This is a genomic window from Staphylococcus argensis, from assembly GCF_002902305.1.
Classification (GTDB): domain Bacteria; phylum Bacillota; class Bacilli; order Staphylococcales; family Staphylococcaceae; genus Staphylococcus; species Staphylococcus argensis.
In genome coordinates this window covers 1-19,818 of record NZ_PPPX01000001.1, presented here as the reverse complement: position 1 = coordinate 19,818, position 19,818 = coordinate 1, and the positions used below count along the sequence as shown (strand labels likewise).

Annotated in this window: 17 protein-coding genes; 2 read left to right on the top strand and 15 right to left on the bottom strand. The window is 41.2% G+C overall.

Going from position 1 to position 19,818, the window contains the following annotated elements; translation table 11 throughout:
- Window positions 1-62: 62 nt before the first annotated feature.
- The 13 genes from CD039_RS00085 to CD039_RS00025 all read right to left on the bottom strand — a co-directional run bounded on the left by CD039_RS00085 (window position 63) and on the right by CD039_RS00025 (window position 14,426).
- Window positions 63-650, bottom strand: a complete 588-nt coding sequence (locus CD039_RS00085) for an RNA polymerase sigma factor (RefSeq protein WP_103370634.1) — start codon at window positions 648-650, stop codon at window positions 63-65.
- A gap of 69 nt (window positions 651-719) precedes the next feature.
- Window positions 720-1,247 (bottom strand): NYN domain-containing protein, encoded by a 528-nt coding sequence (locus tag CD039_RS00080; RefSeq protein ID WP_049408646.1) that lies wholly within the window; start codon window positions 1,245-1,247, stop codon window positions 720-722.
- A complete protein-coding gene (gene rlmB / locus CD039_RS00075; RefSeq protein ID WP_167386210.1) occupies window positions 1,244-1,993 on the bottom strand; it encodes a 23S rRNA (guanosine(2251)-2'-O)-methyltransferase RlmB in 750 nt (249 codons plus the stop codon). Before rlmB ends, CD039_RS00080 begins: the two co-directional genes overlap by 4 nt.
- Before the next feature lie 4 nt (window positions 1,994-1,997).
- Window positions 1,998-2,387 carry a Mini-ribonuclease 3 gene (locus tag CD039_RS00070; RefSeq protein WP_103370632.1) on the bottom strand — a complete coding sequence of 130 codons (390 nt, stop codon included), beginning with the start codon at window positions 2,385-2,387 and terminating at the stop codon, window positions 1,998-2,000.
- Window positions 2,387-3,790 (bottom strand): cysteine--tRNA ligase, encoded by a 1,404-nt coding sequence (gene cysS, locus CD039_RS00065; RefSeq protein ID WP_103370631.1) that lies wholly within the window; start codon window positions 3,788-3,790, stop codon window positions 2,387-2,389. The genes CD039_RS00070 and cysS overlap by 1 nt, the downstream gene beginning before the upstream one ends.
- Window positions 3,774-4,403 (bottom strand): serine O-acetyltransferase, encoded by a 630-nt coding sequence (gene cysE / locus CD039_RS00060; RefSeq protein ID WP_049408674.1) that lies wholly within the window; start codon window positions 4,401-4,403, stop codon window positions 3,774-3,776. The genes cysS and cysE overlap by 17 nt, the downstream gene beginning before the upstream one ends.
- A 541-nt stretch (window positions 4,404-4,944) precedes the next feature.
- A complete protein-coding gene (gene gltX / locus CD039_RS00055) occupies window positions 4,945-6,399 on the bottom strand; it encodes a glutamate--tRNA ligase (protein ID WP_103370630.1) in 1,455 nt (484 codons plus the stop codon).
- Between the two features lie 586 nt (window positions 6,400-6,985).
- Window positions 6,986-8,044, bottom strand: coding sequence for a PIN/TRAM domain-containing protein (locus CD039_RS00050; RefSeq protein ID WP_103370629.1), 1,059 nt, complete (start codon window positions 8,042-8,044; stop codon window positions 6,986-6,988).
- A 129-nt stretch (window positions 8,045-8,173) separates the two neighbouring features.
- Window positions 8,174-9,544: a DNA repair protein RadA gene (gene radA, locus CD039_RS00045; RefSeq protein WP_103371569.1), complete on the bottom strand. Its 1,371-nt coding sequence runs from the start codon at window positions 9,542-9,544 to the stop codon at window positions 8,174-8,176.
- 357 nt (window positions 9,545-9,901) lie between these two features.
- Entirely contained in the window at window positions 9,902-12,385 is a 2,484-nt protein-coding gene (locus CD039_RS00040) for an ATP-dependent Clp protease ATP-binding subunit (protein WP_103370628.1), read from the bottom strand.
- Between the two features lie 11 nt (window positions 12,386-12,396).
- Entirely contained in the window at window positions 12,397-13,407 is a 1,011-nt protein-coding gene (locus CD039_RS00035) for a protein arginine kinase (RefSeq protein WP_103370627.1), read from the bottom strand.
- Window positions 13,400-13,948, bottom strand: a complete 549-nt coding sequence (locus tag CD039_RS00030) for a UvrB/UvrC motif-containing protein (RefSeq protein ID WP_103370626.1) — start codon at window positions 13,946-13,948, stop codon at window positions 13,400-13,402. The genes CD039_RS00035 and CD039_RS00030 overlap by 8 nt, the downstream gene beginning before the upstream one ends.
- A gap of 16 nt (window positions 13,949-13,964) precedes the next feature.
- Window positions 13,965-14,426, bottom strand: a complete 462-nt coding sequence (locus CD039_RS00025; RefSeq protein WP_002471510.1) for a CtsR family transcriptional regulator — start codon at window positions 14,424-14,426, stop codon at window positions 13,965-13,967.
- 160 nt (window positions 14,427-14,586) lie between these two features.
- On the opposite strand from CD039_RS00025, the gene CD039_RS00020 reads away from it, so the two are divergent.
- Entirely contained in the window at window positions 14,587-15,801 is a 1,215-nt protein-coding gene (locus CD039_RS00020; protein WP_103370625.1) for a NupC/NupG family nucleoside CNT transporter, read from the top strand.
- A 312-nt stretch (window positions 15,802-16,113) separates the two neighbouring features.
- On the opposite strand, the gene pdxT is transcribed toward CD039_RS00020, so the two are convergent.
- Both pdxT and pdxS read right to left on the bottom strand, forming a co-directional pair.
- Window positions 16,114-16,689 (bottom strand): pyridoxal 5'-phosphate synthase glutaminase subunit PdxT, encoded by a 576-nt coding sequence (gene pdxT, locus CD039_RS00015; RefSeq protein ID WP_103370624.1) that lies wholly within the window; start codon window positions 16,687-16,689, stop codon window positions 16,114-16,116.
- Window position 16,690: 1 nt separating this feature from the next.
- On the bottom strand, window positions 16,691-17,578 hold the full coding sequence (pdxS, locus tag CD039_RS00010) for a pyridoxal 5'-phosphate synthase lyase subunit PdxS (protein WP_103370623.1): 888 nt from the start codon (window positions 17,576-17,578) through the stop codon (window positions 16,691-16,693).
- Window positions 17,579-17,777: 199 nt separating this feature from the next.
- Between pdxS and pdxR the strand changes: the two genes are divergently transcribed.
- Entirely contained in the window at window positions 17,778-19,160 is a 1,383-nt protein-coding gene (gene pdxR / locus CD039_RS00005) for a MocR-like pyridoxine biosynthesis transcription factor PdxR (RefSeq protein WP_103370622.1), read from the top strand.
- Window positions 19,161-19,818: the final 658 nt, after the last annotated feature.

Here is a 19,818-nt window from a genome sequence, read left to right as displayed (position 1 = left end):
CTACTTTTACCAACCTCAAACATCTATCCTAAGTGGCAGAAACTTTCTCTATACTCATAAATTCAAACTTCACTTTCTGTAGTTAAAAGGGCCTCTCTCAACTTCACCTTAGCACGATGAATCGCATTGTAAATTGCTTTATGATCTTTATTGAGTAACTTTGCTATTTCTTTAATCTCAAAGCCTTGAATTATGAAGTAAATCACAGCGCGTTCGATGCGACTTAAGGTTTCGATGTGTTGGGCAAGAATTTCTCGCTCTGATTTGGCAGTCATAAAGGTCACGACAGGATCTTGAGTCGCCACCTCTTGATATTCAGCACGTCGGTCATTGATTAAACTCTCTTGTCTCATTTCGCATTTAAGAGTGTAGCGTAGATAATCATTCTTTACCGACTTAACTACCTTTCTCACATAGTGATCGAGGGGCTGTCGATCTTTAAATTCAAAGTGCGTAATAACCCTCAATAACTTGAGCATCGTTTCTTGGTACAAGTCCTCTTTGTCCGCTTGAGGCATGCGATAACACCGAAGTTGCGCATGGACGATTTCGTGAAGACGCGGGTAATAGAATTCAAATTGCTGTCGTTCTCTGTATGTTAGTGGGGTAGCAGTTGTGGAAGTCTTAAGGGGAATCTTTCTTACGGTCATAGCCTCTTTCCTTTCGTTAAAGTAAAGCTATGATAGCCGATTCCCTTTTAAAAAATCAATCCCACAAAATCAGTCATTTCCATGGTGTCCACGTCTGATTTTCTCAAATTCTTCAAGAATTTCATTTGAGAGGTGAATACGCGTACGTGGCTTCTCTTCACTATAGCCTTTGAGCGATTTAGACACCTCTATCTCGTTCTCTTTCAGATTGCGCCACATCTCTCTCGAGGATATACGGTAAGCACCTGCACCGAATATCGCATGTTGCTCACTCATATCGCTCGTTACTACTGTAATATGGCGCGTATGTTTATCGTACAAGTCATACACGTAACGTTCAATGAAGCTATCAGCCGTTTCTTTCTCTTTAGTAAACACGGTCTTCACGCCATGATAGATGTGCTCATTCTCCACACCTGCTTGCTCGTAAGCATCGAACACACAGACAATCTCATCCGCGACGACTGCATTGTAATTCGCAATGGCAATCAACAATTGTTCTCGCGCTTCTTCAAGATTCTCCTTTGCTAAGCGACTCAACTCTTTCGAATAACCAATCATGTTGTAGCCGTCGATAATGAGGTAGCGATCTTTCATGAGTCCGCTCCGATATCGTGACGTTTACGGTAGACCTCATACATCATTAAACTTGCAGCTACTGACGCATTTAAGCTATTGACGTGACCTACCATCGGAATCTTGATATAGAAGTCGCACTTGTCTTTCACTAATCGACTCATCCCTTGTCCTTCACTGCCAATCACTATCGCAAGCGACATGTTGGCGTCCATTTGTCGGTAATCTGTAGCATTATCCGCTTCAGTACCAACCACCCAATAACCTTGGTCTTTCAACACCTCAATCGTTTGGGCCAAGTTTGTCACGCGTATAACGGGCACGTGTTGAATGGCTCCTGTTGAGGCTTTAGCTACGGTTTGAGTCAACGAGACAGAGCGTCGTTTCGGGATGATGATTCCATCGACACCACTCGCATCTGCTGTTCTCAATATGGATCCTAAGTTATGTGGATCCTCTAAGCCATCGAGTATCAGCACAGTGGATAAATCGTCTCGTGCGTCTTGTTGCGCTAAGAAATCATCAAGCGCTGTATACTCGTACGGTACCATAATTGCAGCGACGCCTTGATGAGGTGCATCGGCAAGTTGGTCTAATTTAGATTTAGGAACTTGCTGTACTACTAATTTATGAGATTTTGCTTTTTTTAAAATGTCATTTAATTGTTGTTTCTTTGCACTATCTTGTACCAATATTTTATTTATCGCATGGCCTGAAGTGATTGCTTCTTTAACGGCATGACGACCTACAATGACTATCTCTTCCACCTCGTCACTTCCTTTCATTAACGATGTCTATAATGTGGTCAAGCAATGATGAGAGTCGTACTTCTTCTTTCTCTAAATAGAGGTAGCCGAGTACTGCTTCCAACCCGGAACTCTTACGGTAGGTTTGAATATCTGTATTCTTAGCTTTCGTATGACTTTTAGCATTGCGGCCTCTACGCATAATATCTTGCTCTTCTTCAGTAAGATAATCTTCTTCCATTAAATAATCTAACGTTTGCGCTTGGCTCTTAGCTGAAACATAGCGCTTCGCTACTTGGTGTAAACGATGTGGCTTACTTTGTAATTTCAGTACGATATACGTACGCACATGCTGATCGAGTACGGCATCACCGAGATACGCAAGTGTTAGTGGATTGAGTAGCTTAGTCTTCATTATTTACCTCGTTTGTAACGTACGCCTTGAGGTGTGTCTTCAAGAATAATATTCTGTGCTTTCAATTCATCGCGAATCTCGTCTGCGCGCGCAAAGTTTTTAGCCTTACGTGCTTCTTCACGTTCTTCAATCAACGCTTCGATATCTGCATCAAGCAGTGCCTCTGACTCTTTGCCTTTTAACGGTACGCCTAACACATCACTAAATATTTCGTTAACCTCCATGAGACGTGCAATCACACGTGTAGACGTCGTTTGTTCAAGTAGATATTTATTCGCTAATTTCGCCAAGTCATACCAAGCTGTAATTGCGTTGGCAGTGTTAAAGTCGTCGTCCATTACCGTTTCGAAATTGTTTAAAATTGCATCGATTTCAGTTAAGTAATGTTCTTGATCTTCCACGTTCGTCGTCAATTCTGCACGCTCTTCAAGTGCTTGATAACTGTTACGAATACGCTCTAAGCCTTTACGTGCCGCATCTACAAGATCTAAGTCATAGTTAATAGGGCTGCGATAATGCACGCTAATCATGAAGAAACGGAGCACATCTGGATCAATCTCTTTGATGATGTCATGTACGAGTACGAAGTTGCCTAAAGACTTACTCATCTTCTCGTTGTTGATATTGATGAAACCATTATGCATCCAATAATTAGCGAATGGCGCATGGTTATGCGCTTCAGATTGAGCGATTTCGTTCTCATGATGAGGGAATTGTAAATCTGTGCCCCCTGCGTGAATATCTATCGTTGCGCCTAGCTCATGATAAGCCATTACAGAGCACTCAATATGCCAGCCTGGACGACCTTTGCCGAACGGACTATCCCAGCTGATTTCGCCTGGTTTCGCTTCTTTCCATAAAGTGAAGTCTAAGGCATCTTCTTTCGCTTCACCCGACTCAATACGCGCACCGACTTTCAAGTCATCGATAGATTGATGGCTTAACTTACCGTAATCTTTAAATTTACGTGTTCTAAAATACACATCTCCGTCGCTTTCGTAAGCATAACCTTCATCGACGAGTTGTTGGATAAATTCAATGATATCGTCCATGTGATTCATGACACGTGGGTTAGAAGTTGCTTTTTTAACATTTAAAGCCCCGATATCTTCATAAAAGGCATCGATGAAACGATCCGCAATCACCGGAACAGGTTCGTTGAGTTCATGTGAACGTTTGATCAATTTATCGTCTACGTCTGTAAAGTTTGAAACATACTCCACTTCGTAGCCACGATATTCAAAATAACGGCGAACCACGTCATAGTTAATTGCCGGACGTGCATTTCCGATATGAATATAGTTATAAACGGTCGGACCACACACGTACATCTTCACTTTCCCTGGTTCAATCGGTTTGAATGTCTCTTTCTGGCGTGTCAGCGTATTATATAATGTAATCATCTTGTATCTCTCCATTTTTAGTTTTCTCGAGTTGCTTTTCTAACTGCTTAAGTTGTTCATAGATAGGGTCAGGCAAGTTGCGATGATCAAATGTCTTACCGATACGACGGCCATCTTGTTTGACTACATGACCCGGAATACCTACTACTGTAGAGTAACTTGGTACGGGACGAAGTACGACAGAATTCGCACCAATATTCACATTGGAATCGACTTTAATATTACCTAATACCTTAGCCCCTGCAGCAATAAGCACGTTGTCACCGATGTCAGGGTGACGTTTCCCCTTCTCTTTACCAGTACCACCGAGCGTGACACCTTGATAAATTGTCACGTTGTCACCGATGCGGCAAGTTTCACCAATAATCACACCCATACCATGGTCGATAAACAAGCGTCGACCGATTTGAGCGCCTGGGTGGATTTCAATCCCTGTAAAGAAACGTGAAATCTGTGAAATTAAGCGCGCTGTAACATACTTCTCTTTTTTGTAAAACCAATGCGCAACCAAATGACTCCATACTGCATGAAGCCCCGGATAAGACATCACTACTTCAAAAGTTGTTCGTGCAGCCGGGTCTTGTTCGAAAACCATTTTCACGTCGTCTCTCATTCTCTTTATAACTTTAAACACGTCAAATTCCTCCCCTTGTAAGAAAAGCACCCCTAACAAACATGTTAGAGGTGCTATGCACGGTTCCACTCTTTTTAAATGTGAGCTACTCCGAGTCTGGACATAACTAGAAGTCATTTCAAGTGTGACTTTCGTCTATCTCAAACGCCAATTACTGTTAATGTCCCAGGCTCACTCACAATTTCTCTCTTCAATGGTATTTAGTTTCATTCACAGAGGTGCATTCCGTCAAGTTCGAGTGATATGCTCACAGCAACCGCATACTCTCTGGACACTCGGTTGATATTGCTTAACTTGCGTACTTGGCCTCTGCACGTTAAACGCTCAATGATGCTGATATCTTGTTTAAGTCATCTAGCAAATTCGATGCGCTTTCTTACATCGTCTTATCTATTTAAACATTTGCTAGCTTTAGTACAATCATAGGTAATTTAGCCCTTAATTTCAAGAAGAATAATCTGTCTTCTTAAAGCTTTTTTAACTCGCTAAAAGTTAAACCTTACTGTCGTCGCATCACGTCTTATAAATAAGCTTTTAAGCGATTCAACACTTTATCTTTGCCCAATACTTCCATCGTATTTGGTAACTCTGGTCCATGCATTTGACCTGTTACCGCAACACGAATTGGCATAAAGAGTTGTTTACCTTTGATACCTGTCTTTTTCTGAACAGCTTTGATGGATTTCTTAATGTCAGCCGCTTCAAACGGTTCAAGTTCTTCTAATTTACCATATAAATGACTCATCAATTCAGGAACTTGTTCACCATTGACTACTTCTTGTTCTTCTTCGCCTAACTCTTGCTCGTCACGGAAGAACATTTCAGACAATGGTACGATTTCGCCTGCGTAACTCATTTCTTTTTGGTAAAGCGCTACGAGTTTGCGACCCCAATCAAGATCTTCTTCTGAAGGTTGTTCAGGAAGTAAGTTCGCTTTGATAAGGTGAGGTAAAGCCAATTCAAAGACTGTTTCAGTGTCTTTCTGTTTCATGTATTGGTTGTTTACCCAAGCTAATTTCTGTTTATCGAAGAATGCAGGTGATTTAGATAAGCGTTTTTCATCAAAGATTTTAATAAACTCATCTTTAGAGAAAATCTCTTCCTCGCCTTCAGGAGACCAACCTAATAATGTGATGAAGTTGAATAATGCTTCAGGTAAGTAACCTAAATCACGATATTGTTCGATAAATTGCAAGATTTGGCCATCACGTTTACTCAATTTCTTGCGTTCTTCGTTAACGATGAGGGACATGTGACCGAAACGTGGTGGTTCCCAACCGAAAGTATCGTAAATCATTAATTGTTTAGGTGTGTTAGAAATGTGGTCGTCACCGCGAATAACATCTGAAATTTCCATGTAGTGATCGTCAATTGCTACCGCAAAGTTGTACGTTGGCACGCCATCTTTCTTCACGATCACCCAGTCACCAATGTTATTAGAATCAAATTCGATGTCGCCTTTAACCATATCTGTGAATTTGAAAGTACGGTCTTTCGGCACACGGAAACGGATAGAAGGTTGACGTCCTTCCGCTTCAAACTGTTGTCTTTGTTCTTCAGTTAAATGCGCATGTTGGCCACCGTAACGAGGCATTTCGCCACGTGCGATTTGCGCTTGACGTTCTTCTTCTAACTCTTCTTCAGTCATGTAACATTTGTACGCTTTATCTTCATCTAACAATTGTTGGATAAGCGGATTGTAGATTTCAGCACGTTCAGATTGGCGATAAGGCCCGTAACCTTTGTCTTTATCTACAGATTCGTCCCAATCGATGCCTAACCATTTTAAATTGTCGAATTGAGATGATTCACCATCTTCTAAATTACGTTTGCTGTCCGTATCTTCAATACGAATCACGAAATCACCATCATAGTGGCGGGCAAACAAATAGTTGAATAATGCAGTTCTCGCATTACCGATATGCAAGTAACCTGTTGGACTTGGTGCGTATCTTACTCTTACGCGATTACTCATTCCATTCACTCCTGTAAAAGATTTTTAATAACACTCAATTGAATCCGGGATATACATAGAAAATAGCGTATTGTGTCATAGAATATCATTATTAAAATAAATAATTAGTGAATTTTCAATGTGGGCTCGAGACGCTTGATGGAACTAGACCACAACGAAAATCCATTCCTAGAGCTCGTAGAGCGAGAGGAATTAGTTGAGTGTGGTCCCATAAGCAAGCGAGAGGCATAACATTGAAAAAATAAATACATTTTAAATTCATCCCAGATTTAAATGCTTTCTAACTAAGATTCACAATTTCTATTTCCATATTTCATTGTCGTTGATTATTCGTTTAAGAAAGCATGCGTCTATTTTGTAGACAAAGTAGACATTCGATAATTATTGTAGCACTTAATATGCTGTAATGATAACCCCTAGGCTCAGATATTTCTTTTCAAATCTCTAACGCAACGCATCAACATCTGCAACTTGTTGCTCCTCGCTCACACACGTAATTTCACGCGTTCGCCAACTTGTGCCATACGCAAATAGTTAAGGTTTCATGTGAAACAACGTCCACACGAAACCTCTTCAACACTATTATTTAGTTAATCATTTTCGCAAAGATAATTCGTCCAGATGATGTCTGCAGTAAACTGATGACTTCTAAATCTACATGTGAACCCACATATTTCTTCGCATGATCCACGACCACCATCGTGCCATCTTCAAGATAACCTACTGCTTGGCCCGCTTCTTTACCCATTTTAGTCAATAGAAGGTTGAAACGATCACCTTGATGCACGGTCGGCTTGATGGCCTCAGATAGATCATTAACGTTTAAGACCTGCACATCGTGGACATGACACACTTTGTTAAGGTTAAAATCAGTCGTGATGACCTGTGCATGATAATGCTTCGCTAATTTAATAAGCATCATATCTATTTCACTATGCGAACGTGTCGGATGGATAATTTGAGTTGGATAGTCCGTATCGTATAACGCATTAAGTATATCCAGTCCTCGCTTACCTTTCTCCCGTTTCACACTGTCATTCGCATCTGCAATGATTTGTAACTCGTTCACTACACCTTGAGGAACGAGAATTTCGCCATCGATAAAACCACACTTAATAATATCTAAGATACGACCATCAATAATCGCACTCGTATCGATAATCTTTGGCACCGCGTGGCGCGCATTCATTGATACGGAACGTGCCATGCTTTCTGGTAGAAAGACGAGCATTTCGTCCCTTTTACGCAAACCAAACTGAAAGCCTAAATAACTGAGCAAGATGGTGATGATGACGGGAACGAAGTGATTGAGCACAGAGTTACCTATAATTTCAAAGATGAAAGAAACCATTACCGAGATGAGCAAGCCGATGATTAAGCCTACAGCTGCAAAGATAATTTCAATCGCGTTATGACGCATAATCATGTGTTCACAACGTTTCAACGCACGCGACACTGCTCGGATAAACCAGCCAAAGATGACAAAGAATAATAGAATGCCGAGCAAACCATCGATATACTTGTTGAGTAGTATGCTGATGTGACCTAGGCCTAAGTCAGCGATAATTGTCGGTAACAAATAGACGCCGACACTTGCGCCTAGCACGATATAGCATAAGATGACGACAAATCGGATAGCATTCAACGTAACTTCTCCCTTCTAAACTCATAGGTAACCATTTCTATCTCAATCATTTCAGTAACTGAATCTCTTTAAATATATAACAACTTATATAATCATCACAACTCTATTATGCTCATTTGGTTCTCAAGTCTAACCTCTGCCTAAAGCAAAGCTCAAGGCCTCATGGACGTTCTTCACACCGATGACTTGAATCGATTCTGGGAAAGTCCATCCTCCGATATTAGATTCTGGTATAATAATACGTTTGAAACCAAGTTTAGCCGCTTCCTGCACACGTTGCTCGATACGTGATACACGTCTAACTTCGCCGGTCAAACCGACCTCTCCAACGAAACAGTCTAATCCGTCTACAGCCTGGTCTTTAAAGCTTGAAGCTGTGGAAATAATCACGCCTAAATCGACGGCGGGTTCTGTCAGTCTAACCCCGCCTGCCACTTTAATATAAGCATCTTGTTGTTGCAGGAGATAGTTCTCTTTCTTCTCAAGCACAGCCATGAGCAGACTCAAGCGGTTGTGATCGATGCCCGTCGCCATACGTCTTGGGTTGTTAAAAGTCGTTGGCGTCACGAGTGCTTGTACTTCGATTAATAATGGTCTCGTACCTTCCATTGTAGAAACGATTGTCGAACCTGGCACGTTGGTTGAGCGCTCTTCGAGAAACATTTCTGAAGGGTTCTTGACCCCTTTCAGACCACTTTGCTTCATCTCGAAGATACCCATTTCATTCGTTGAGCCGAAACGGTTCTTCACTGCACGTAAGATACGATAAGCATGGTGTTCGTCACCTTCAAAGTAAAGTACTGTATCCACCATGTGTTCAAGTAAACGTGGCCCTGCAATTTGGCCTTCTTTCGTCACGTGACCGACAATGAATGTAGCAATGTTATTCTGTTTCGCGATATTCATTAAGCTCTGCGTACTTTCGCGTACCTGCGAAACGGAACCTGGCGCTGAACTGATGTCCGGATGGAAGACAGTTTGAATAGAGTCAACTACGAGTAAATCAGGCTTCAATTTAACTACGGTATCGTGAATAATTTCTAAATCTGTTTCTGCAAAGACGTTCAAGTTGCTAGAATCTTCATCGAGACGATCTGCACGAATCTTCGTTTGGTTGAGTGATTCCTCACCTGTAATATAAAGTACGCTGTAAGACTGCGATAAAGCAGCGCAAATTTGAAGTAAGAGCGTCGACTTACCTATACCTGGATCCCCGCCAATAAGCACGAGTGATCCTGTTACGATTCCGCCGCCGAGCACACGATTGAACTCTTCAGATTTACTTTTAATTCTAGGCGTGGTCTCATGATGAACCTCATTTAACTTCTGTACTTTGGAATGAGATTCGCGACGTCGCACGCCATGTTTCGGACTCGCTTCTTTACGTTCAACGACCTCTTCCATTTGGTTCCAAGCACCGCAACTTGGACATTTACCCATCCATTTAGCTGATTGGTAACCACATGCCATACATTCAAAGACTACTTTCTTCTTCGCCACGGTCACACCTCCATCAAATAGTAACAAATCTATTCTAACCCCATCGCCTGTCAAAGACAAATAGAGCGCGATAGCTTTAGTAAAGTGTAGTGAAGTTGGGAGCATGACAGAAATCGATTTGATTTCGTAGTCTCACTCCTCACATGAATAACTAACATGGTCAATAGCTGATAAACCATTGAGTCTGGAAGCAGCTACTACGAAGCGATATTCTGAGAAATACTACTTCTGCTATTGAAAAAACGGCAATTTCTACTTAGCTGGTAGAAATTGCCGTGACATATGATATTAAGATGTTTATCTCATACTTCTCGTTGTTTCATGGTGTTGCTCTACGTCGCATAAAGAAGCTTGTTTCTATGATTCAGTTGTTTCTTTATCATCATCTTCTGATGCGTTATCTTGTTCTTCTTCTTTGCGTTCTTCAATATTATATTTAAACTCATTACCGTCATGGTCGATGATGACATCTTTACCTTCGAGTTGATTACCTGCAAGGATAAGTTCACTTAAGTTGTCTTCCACTGTCTTTTGAATTGCACGGATTAACGGTCTAGCACCGTATTCAGGGTCGTATCCTTCTTCAGCAATCTTCGCTTTCGCTGCATCTGTGACTTTAATAACAATATCTTGTTCAGCGAGACGATCAGTAAGTTTGTTTACCATCATTGTCACGATTTCTTTCAATTCTTCTTGAGAAAGTTTATGGAAGACGATGATGTCATCCACACGGTTTAAGAATTCTGGGCGGAAAGCATTTTTAAGTTCTTTCATCATTGTCTTACGGATTGTTTCGTAATCGTTGCTTTCTGAAGCTCCACCGAAGCCTGCAAAACGTTGATCTTGAAGCTCTTGAGCACCTACGTTAGATGTCATAATAATCACTGTGTTACGGAAGTCGACTGTGCGACCTTTCGTATCTGTTAAGTGACCATCATCAAGAACTTGTAATAAGATATTGAAGACATCTGGATGCGCTTTTTCAACTTCGTCAAAGAGAATAACTGAGTAAGGTTTACGTCTTACTTTCTCAGTCAACTGACCACCGTCATCGTGACCTACATAGCCTGGAGGTGCTCCGACTAAACGACTCACAGCATGTTTCTCCATAAACTCACTCATGTCAACGCGAATCATCGCATCTTCTTCGCCAAACATAGATTCAGCTAAGGCGCGAGCGAGCTCAGTCTTACCTACACCTGTAGGACCTAAGAAGATAAAGCTACCGATTGGACGTTTAGGATCTTTCAATCCAGCACGTGCACGGCGCACAGCTTTACTAATAGAGTCCACCGCTTCTTTCTGACCGATGACACGTTTGTGTAACGTATCTTCAAGGTTGAGTAAGCGTTCAGATTCAGTTTCGTTAATCTTAGTTAATGGAATGCCTGTCCATCCTGCGATCACTTCAGCAATGTCTTCTTCAGAAAGTGAAGTGTTGTCGCCGTTTTGGGCATTTTTCCATTTGTTGTTAGCTTCTTCGTATTGTTTTTCTAATTTCGTTTGTTTGTCACGAAGGTTTGCTGCATTTTCGAATTCTTGTGCGTGAACAGCAGCATCTTTTTCGTTTTTCACTTGTTCAATTTTTTGTTCGATTTCTTTTAAATCTGGTGGTGTTGTATGACTTTTAAGTCTTACTTTAGAACTTGCTTCGTCGATTAAGTCGATGGCTTTGTCTGGTAAGAAACGATCTGAGACGTAGCGATTGCTGAGTTTCACTGCCGCTTCTAACGCTTCATCAGAAATGTTGATACGGTGATGTGCTTCGTAGCGATCGCGTAATCCTTTTAAGATTTCTACAGTGTCGTCGACAGTCGGTTCATCAACTTGGATGGGTTGGAAACGACGTTCGAGTGCTGCGTCTTTTTCAATATTTTTACGATATTCGTCTAACGTTGTCGCACCAATACATTGTAGTTCGCCACGTGCGAGAGCTGGTTTTAAAATGTTAGACGCATCGATGGCACCTTCAGCGCCGCCTGCACCTACGAGCGTGTGTAACTCATCGATGAAGAGAATGACGTTACCTGCATGATGAATTTCTTCCATGACTTTCTTCAAGCGCTCTTCGAATTCACCGCGATATTTCGTACCTGCTACGACGGTACCCATGTCGAGTGACATCACGCGTTTATTCTTCAGCGTTTCAGGTACTTCACTATTCACGATGGCTTGAGCTAAACCTTCTGCAATCGCAGTCTTACCTACACCAGGTTCACCGATGAGCACTGGATTATTCTTAGTGCGACGACTCAATACTTCAATAACACGAGTAATTTCTTGGTTACGACCAATGACTGGGTCGAGTGTGCCATCTTTTGCAATGACAGTTAAGTCACGTGCTAAGCTGTCGAGTGTAGGTGTGTTATTTGATTTGTTCGCTTGTGTGTTTTTATTACCTGTATCAGGACTGCCAAGCGCTTTAACCACTTGAGCGCGCGCTTTCGTAATATTAAGGTCTAGGTTGGCAAAGACACGTGCAGCCACGCCTTCGTTCTCACGGATTAAACCGAGAAGGATATGTTCTGTACCGACAAAGTTGTGGTGTAATTTACGTGCTTCATCCATAGAGAGTTCGATGACCTTCTTCGCTCTAGGTGTGTAATGCAACGCACCCATTTGTTCTTGGCCATGACCGATTAACTTCTCCACTTCTTCAATTACTTTATCTTCCGTAATACCGAATGACTCGAGCACTTTAGCTGCAATACCTTCAGGCTCTCTCATGAGACCTAATAGTAAGTGCTCAGTACCGATATTAGAATGGTTTAAGCGAATCGCTTCTTCTTGAGCATGTGCGAGTACACGCTGCGCACGTTCTGTCAATCTACCAAATAGCATAGCTTGACCTCCTATTGTAAATATTTTCTCAATCTATCTGCACGCATTTCATTAATTGACTTCTCATCATTCTCATCAATTAAGAAAGGCGATTGTATTTCTGTCATTAACGTATTGAAATTAAACTCTGGCATATCAATGTAGCCTAAATCAATACCTAATTTCACTTCACTCAATCGATAGGAGGCTTCCTCCATCGAAATCAATCTACTATATTGGAGAATACCTAACGAGCGATACACACGGTCTTTCGTCTCAACGTGATTGTGTCGATCGAGGCGTTCTCGTATTTGTAATTCTTCGTTAATAATTTGTTGAACCACTTCTGTAAGACTTTCGATGATGTCCTCTTCTGTTCTACCTAATGTGAGCTGATTTGAAACTTGGTAAATGTGTCCGAAGACTTGAGAACCTTCACCGTAGATACCACGAATGGTAAAACCAAAGCGGTTAATCGTTTGAGCAATACGATTCATACGTTTCATTATAGACAAGCCTGGTAAGTGAAGCATCACACTTGCTCGCATACCTGTACCTATATTGGTTGGACACGTCGTTAAATAACCAAGTTGTTCATCGTAACTAATATCTAAGGCTTCATCAAGTTGATCATCTACTTTGGATGCTTGCTCAAACAGTTCCGTCAACTTTAAATCGGTGCCCATGGCTTGAATACGGATGTGGTCTTCTTCGTTCAACATAATACTTAACGATTCGTCTTCATTCAACATCACACCTGAAGCAGGTCGTTTAATCAAGTCAGGACTGATTAAATGCTTTGCTACAAGCTGATGTTTACTTTGTTGATCCATCGTATCTAAACGCTTCAGTTCTAAATCAGGTAAAGCGTCTTGTACTTCGTTGATCACTCGGTGTCCTTCATGTTCGGAAGGAAACATCAGGGGATGGACGTAATTCTCTAAATTTCGAGCTAAGCGAATTCTTGAAGACATCACAACAGGACTTAAGTCATCGTTGTCAACCCAATTATTGGAATATGAACGATGTTCTGCATCACTCATGTTCATCCACCTCCCCGCTTTCTTTCAACGCTTTAATTTCATCTCTGACTACTGCTGCTTGTTCAAAAGCTTGTTCTTCAACGAGTTGGTTGAGATAAGATGTCTTCTCTTCGATTTGTTTCTTCAATGCAAGCTTTTTATATGAGGAATGAGGTGTCTTACCGATATGCTCAAATTGACCGCCTTGAACGCGGCGCACGATATCGATGATGTCCTCTTTAAACGTCGCATAGCATTCAGGACAGCCTAGTTTACCTACATGTGCAATGTCATTTAAAGTCATGTGACAACCCGGACAGTGTTTCTCCTCTTTCTTCGTCAGCTCTTCAAAGTTAATACCATGCTTTGCTGCCAAATGTTGTAGAATTTGTTTAACAACAAAGGCGCCTTCGATATCATCTTGATGTACTTGTTGTGATTCCGTCCATGGATTACCACCCTGTGCACAAGTGACGCAAACCCATCTTTCTTCTGTACCATTGTGTCCCTTAACTGCGACTTTGACTTCAGCCTCGTTTAAATGGCAATTCTCACAGAGCACTGTTTAACACCTCACTTTAGTAGTAGTTGATGACAGGCAATAGCCGTTTGAGTATATTCGCACGAACGATATCGCGAGACATCACGTCCATTTGCAATGTTTCTCTATCTACTATGGCGTGTATCATCTTGGATTCTCGTTCTGTAATATGACCTTTTTCCAACAAGCCATCTATAATGTAATACGCTTGTTGTTGTGAAATAGATGGGCCTATCAACGTGAGTAAGTGGTTGATATAACCTGTAGCATCTTTCGTTTCTACTTTGGTGATGCGAATATAACCACCACCACCACGTTTACTTTCTATTTCATAACCATGTTCGTTAGTAAATCTTGTCTTAATTACATAGTTGAGTTGCGAAGGTACACAATCAAAACGCTGTGCTATCGTTGCACGTTGAATTTCAACAACGTCTTCATTGGTGTCTTCAAATAAGCGCTTAATGTATTGTTCTATGATGTCGGACATATTGTGCATGATTATCACCTCTTTTTGACCTTCTTTGACTATATTATATGACCAACTTTGACCTTTTTCAACCAATATGATTTAAATTTTTCTTGAATATGGATGTTGAATCGGAGCGTTTTATTGTATGATAGAGTATGAAAAATTTTAAAAGGGATGAATAATTACGATGCATATCATTATCGGCATTATAGGGATCTTAGTCTTCTTAGCACTCGCTTACATATTTAGCTCAGACCGCCGTAACATTCGGTGGCGTTATGTAGGGTTGCTCATACTCTTGCAACTCATCTTTGCTTTTATCTTGTTAAAAACAAAAGTCGGTATCGCCGTGATCGGTGCTATTTCGGATGGCTTTAACTACCTATTGAAACAGGCAGCTGAAGGTGTCAACTTCGTCTTCGGTGGTTTTAAATATGTGGATCCTCACAATCCACCTTTCTTCTTTAACGTATTGCTACCGATCGTCTTCATTTCTGCACTTATTGGTATCTTGCAATACACACGTATTTTACCTATCGTGATTAAATACTTAGGTTTAGCGATTTCATTTATCAGTGGCATGGGCCGCTTAGAATCTTATAACGCGGTAGCTGCAGCCATTCTCGGTCAATCTGAGGTATTTATTTCTTTAAAACGCGAACTGGCGTACATCAACAAACAACGTCTCTACACGTTGACCGCTTCTGCAATGTCTACCGTCTCAGCTTCAATCATTGGTGCGTACTTCTCGCTAATCGAGCCACGCTACGTCGTAACAGCTGTAGTACTTAACCTATTCGGCGGCTTTATCATTGCGTCAATCATTAATCCTTACCGTATTGATGAAAAAGATGACAAACTGATTATTGAAGAAAGTGAAGTAAAGAAACAGTCATTCTTCGAGGTATTGGGGGAATATATTCTCGACGGATTTAAAGTCGCAGTCATCGTCGGAGCAATGTTGATCGGTTATATCGCAATCATTGCTTTGCTTAACGGAATTGTCAGCGCCATCTTTACTTTCCTTTCAGGTGGTCATATTTCTTGGGACTTCCAAACGCTCATCGGTTTCGTCTTTGCGCCATTCGCATTCCTTACTGGGGTACCTTGGCACGACGCAGTTCATGCAGGTTCAGTAATGGCAACGAAACTTCTATCCAACGAGTTTGTTGCGATGGAGCACTTAGGTAAAGTGAAAGGTATTTCAGAACATGCACGCGGTATCGTGTCCGTCTTCTTAGTATCATTCGCGAACTTTAGCTCTATCGGTATCATCTCAGGTGCAATTAAATCGTTAAATAGCGAGAAAGGTGACATGGTTGCTCGTTTCGGATTGAAACTTCTCTTCGGCGCAACCCTCGTTTCCTTTATTTCAGCGACAATTGCCGGTTTCTTCATTTAATATTGAGAGTTCAAAGCAGAGAATCTATCAGGGTTCTCTGCTTTTTTTAGTTAGCTAGAGGTGGTTAAAATGCGGGCAGATGGAGGCGCCATGGCACGTATGTACTTGGTCAGATTGTAGGGCCATTTATGTGCTATCCGAGTAGTAGTAGGCCTCTTTAGCGTAAAGCGGAAATGTCTTCTATTGAAACCATCTATGGCTATTCATAAGTTTGAATACATACGTCTAGAATGCATCCCGCTTACTATTTGCGAGACTTTTTATCAAACAAAAAAGCCGACACATGATGTGCCGACTTCATTTACTATTTAATTAGGCTGTTGCTTGTTGATGTTTCGCTACAATTTCCTCAATGAAATATGCTGTTACCCGATAGTCATCAGTAAGTTCTGGATGGAATGAAACGCCGAGATATTGGTCTTGTTGTACGGCAACAATTTTACCTTCTACCTCACAAAGCACTTCTGCATCGCCATAAACATCAGCAATGTGCGGCGCGCGAATAAATACGCCCTCTACGTCATCTGCCACGCCTTTAATCGTCAACTCAGACTCAAAGCTATCCACTTGGCGGCCAAATGAATTACGCTCCACTGACACATCTAACTTGCTTAAATAGCCCTCTTCACCTACGATGTCTTTCGCTAACACGATGAGACCCGCACAAGTCCCGAAGATAGGCATATTTGACTCAGCTAGAGCTTGATCAAAGCCGTAAAGCGTCATGAGACGACGTAACGTAGTTGATTCGCCACCAGGCAAGATAAGCCCGTCAATCTCTTCCAGTTGTTCTACTCTCTTAATCGCAAGGCCTTCGTGACCGCTGAGCTCAATGTGACGAAGGTGCTCGCGAACAGCCCCTTGTAATGCGAGTACGCCAATCTTCATCTTACCAACCACGCTCTTGCATACGTTCTTCAAGAGACAATTCGTTAATGTCCATACCTTTCATGGCAGTACCTAACTCTTGAGCAAGTTTACCGATTAATTCGTAGTCTTGGTAATGCGTAGTCGCTTGAACAATCGCTTTAGCAAATTTCTCTGGATCTTCAGATTTAAAGATACCTGAACCTACGAATACACCATCTGCACCTAATTCCATCATTAACGCAGCGTCTTGAGGTGTAGCCACACCGCCTGCTGCAAAGTTAACTACAGGTAAACGACCATTGTCTTTGATTGATTTCAACACTTCATATGGTGCACCAAGGTTCTTCGCTTCAGTCATGATTTCGTCGTCATTCATCACTGTTAAGCGACTTACTTCAGAGTTCACTTGACGCATGTGACGTACGGCTTCAACGATATTACCTGTACCTGGTTCACCTTTCGTACGTAACATTGCAGCGCCTTCACCAATACGACGTGCTGCTTCGCCTAAGTTACGACAACCACATACAAATGGTACTGTAAATTGATCCTTTAATAAGTGGAACTCTTCATCTGCAGGAGTTAACACTTCAGATTCATCAATATAGTCCACGCCCATTGATTCTAAGACGCGTGCTTCCGTGATGTGACCGATACGTGATTTCGCCATTACCGGAATAGAAACTGCATTCATTACTTCTTCGATAATTTTAGGATTTGCCATACGTGCTACGCCACCAGCTGCACGAATATCAGATGGTACACGTTCAAGTGCCATAACTGCTACCGCACCTGCTTCTTCAGCAATCTTAGCTTGTTCTGCGTTGACAACGTCCATGATGACGCCGCCCTTTTGCATTTCTGCCATTCCGCGTTTTACACGTTCTGAGCCTGTTACTTTAGACATAATATCAAATACCCCTTTACTTTATGATAGTTGTCAGTAAGATCACGTTTATGTAATTCTCTTGATTAAACGTTTAGCTGACTTAGCCTCAGTGCTTCTCCACACCTTAGCCAAATTATTTCTTGATTATGTTTATTGTAAAAGATAAACTGATAGTGTAAAAGACACAGTTTCAGATAAAAATAGGAGGTCAGATTGAATGTCAGCGTCCCCACTCTACATCAAGCTGTACGAAGATTTAAAGCAACAAATCATTGAAGGTCAGTATCAATCCGGTGATAAGTTTCCTTCTAAACGTGCGTTGCAGCACCATTTATCCGTTAGCAATACTACCATTGAGCATGCGTATCAATTCCTTCTAGATGAAGGTTATATTTATTCGAAACCCCGTTCTGGCTTCTATGTGTCAGATATTGAATCATTGCCTGCGATTCCAAGTGATGACTTTCCTTTTGTTATGAATGAAGACGAATTTGAGAGTGGAACGATGAATGAACGCCCTACTCAATATCAATATGAGTTCAATTTATCGGAAATCGATGCCGAATACTTTCCATTACAACAATTTCGTAAAGCAGCACGTGATGTTTTTGATGAATCACATCTGTCACTTTTACATCACGGTCATCCTCAAGGTGAAGGGATCTTACGTCAACAAATCGCCCATTATATTTTTAACAGCAGAGGAGTGACGAGCCATCCAAATCAGATCATCATTGGTTCCTCCACAGAACAGCTTATCAATTTATTAACCGACATACTCGATGATTCGCAATTTATCATTGAACAGCCAAGCTATCCACCTATTAAACAAGTGTTGGATAAGAAATCGATCCCTTACATTCAGAACGAAGTGACGTCGACTGGGATGCGTATGGACAACTTATACGATGTCCCAAATAATATTGTTTATGTTACTCCTTCACATCAATTCCCAACAGGCTATGTGATGAATTTGAAAAAACGCACGCGTCTAATTCAATGGGCTCAGCAACAAGGTGATCGCTATATTATTGAAGACGATTATGACTCCGAGTTTCGTTATTTCGGAAAGCCTATCTCTGCACTCCAAAGTTTAGACACAAAGGACAAGGTGATATACCTCAGTACCTTCTCTAAATCACTGTTCCCAAGTTGTCGTATTGCCTATATGACCTTACCTAAAGTATTGTTAGAACGATATCAAGCACTCCCACATAAAGGGCGAAATACAGTACCTGTACATCTTCAGCATATCGTCGCCCATTTCATGCAAGGGGGTAGCTTTGAACGACACCTCAACAAGATGAGAAAGGTTTACCAAGATAAACTTACCTTTATTTTAGAACAAATTCAGCAGTATGATGATCAATTGATAGTAGATGGAACCTTAACAGGGATGCATTTCACCCTTACAGTTGATAATGGCTTAAGCTTAGAAGAATGTATTGCACGTGCAGAAGCACAACACTTACGCATTATTCCTTTTAACCGATATGATAATACAGAGACTAAACCTAAGTTTATTATCGGTTATGGCGGTATTCCCTTTGATCAGTTAGAAGCACATACCAATGCTTTGATAGAAGCATTAGTAATTTGAAGAAGAGTTGTGAGGTGGTTTTTATATACGAAAAAAGAGACCTTTTCAGGTCTCTTTTAATGATCGCCTGGCAACTTCCTACTCTTAAAGTATAACTTCATACTTTAGTATGTTAGTTATACTTATACAATTGCCTCTGCAATTGTAAACCTTTGTAAGTCTGCTACCATCGCCGCTAAGGAACTTTCTCTTCTCGTAAATAGAGGTCATTATCTTTCTCAACTGCTCTCTTTCCTTACTCACTTACCTCGAGTAAGCTCGTTACGTCTTTCGCTTGTTTCGTCGATAAAGCATAACTTCACACTTTAGTGTGTTAGTTATACTTATGCAATTGCTACTGCAATTGTATTCCTTTTTCTTTTACTTCGAATAGATTTCATAGAGAAGAAGTTAAGCTCTTTCCAAGCTATAAAAAAAGAACCCTTACGGGCTCAAGTGATTGTTGGCAAACGCTCACATCTTTCGTCAGCTTATAAATCAACTTGCTCATTTACCTGTAGTAAAATCCCGTCGTTGTTTCATTGCGCTTCCTTAGCTGCCAAGCGTTTTCATTCAATCCCTCTATATATACGAAAAAAGAGACCTTATCAGGTCTCTTTTAATGATTGCCTGGCAACGTCCTACTCTTGCGGAACGTAAGTCCGACTACCATCGGCGC

Excerpts from the sequence above, each read along its gene's own strand:
- CD039_RS00085 (WP_103370634.1), bottom strand. The coding sequence starts at position 650 with ATGACCGTAAGAAAGATTCCCCTTAAGACTTCCACAACTGCTACCCCA.
- CD039_RS00080 (WP_049408646.1), bottom strand. The coding sequence starts at position 1,247 with ATGAAAGATCGCTACCTCATTATCGACGGCTACAACATGATTGGTTAT.
- CD039_RS00070 (WP_103370632.1), bottom strand. The coding sequence starts at position 2,387 with ATGAAGACTAAGCTACTCAATCCACTAACACTTGCGTATCTCGGTGAT.
- cysS (WP_103370631.1), bottom strand. The coding sequence starts at position 3,790 with ATGATTACATTATATAATACGCTGACACGCCAGAAAGAGACATTCAAA.
- cysE (WP_049408674.1), bottom strand. The coding sequence starts at position 4,403 with ATGAGAGACGACGTGAAAATGGTTTTCGAACAAGACCCGGCTGCACGA.
- gltX (WP_103370630.1), bottom strand. The coding sequence starts at position 6,399 with ATGAGTAATCGCGTAAGAGTAAGATACGCACCAAGTCCAACAGGTTAC.
- CD039_RS00040 (WP_103370628.1), bottom strand. The coding sequence starts at position 12,385 with ATGCTATTTGGTAGATTGACAGAACGTGCGCAGCGTGTACTCGCACAT.
- CD039_RS00035 (WP_103370627.1), bottom strand. The coding sequence starts at position 13,407 with ATGAGTGATGCAGAACATCGTTCATATTCCAATAATTGGGTTGACAAC.
- CD039_RS00025 (WP_002471510.1), bottom strand. The coding sequence starts at position 14,426 with ATGCACAATATGTCCGACATCATAGAACAATACATTAAGCGCTTATTT.
- CD039_RS00020 (WP_103370625.1), top strand. The coding sequence starts at position 14,587 with ATGCATATCATTATCGGCATTATAGGGATCTTAGTCTTCTTAGCACTC.
- pdxT (WP_103370624.1), bottom strand. The coding sequence starts at position 16,689 with ATGAAGATTGGCGTACTCGCATTACAAGGGGCTGTTCGCGAGCACCTT.
- pdxS (WP_103370623.1), bottom strand. The coding sequence starts at position 17,578 with ATGTCTAAAGTAACAGGCTCAGAACGTGTAAAACGCGGAATGGCAGAA.
- pdxR (WP_103370622.1), top strand. The coding sequence starts at position 17,778 with ATGTCAGCGTCCCCACTCTACATCAAGCTGTACGAAGATTTAAAGCAA.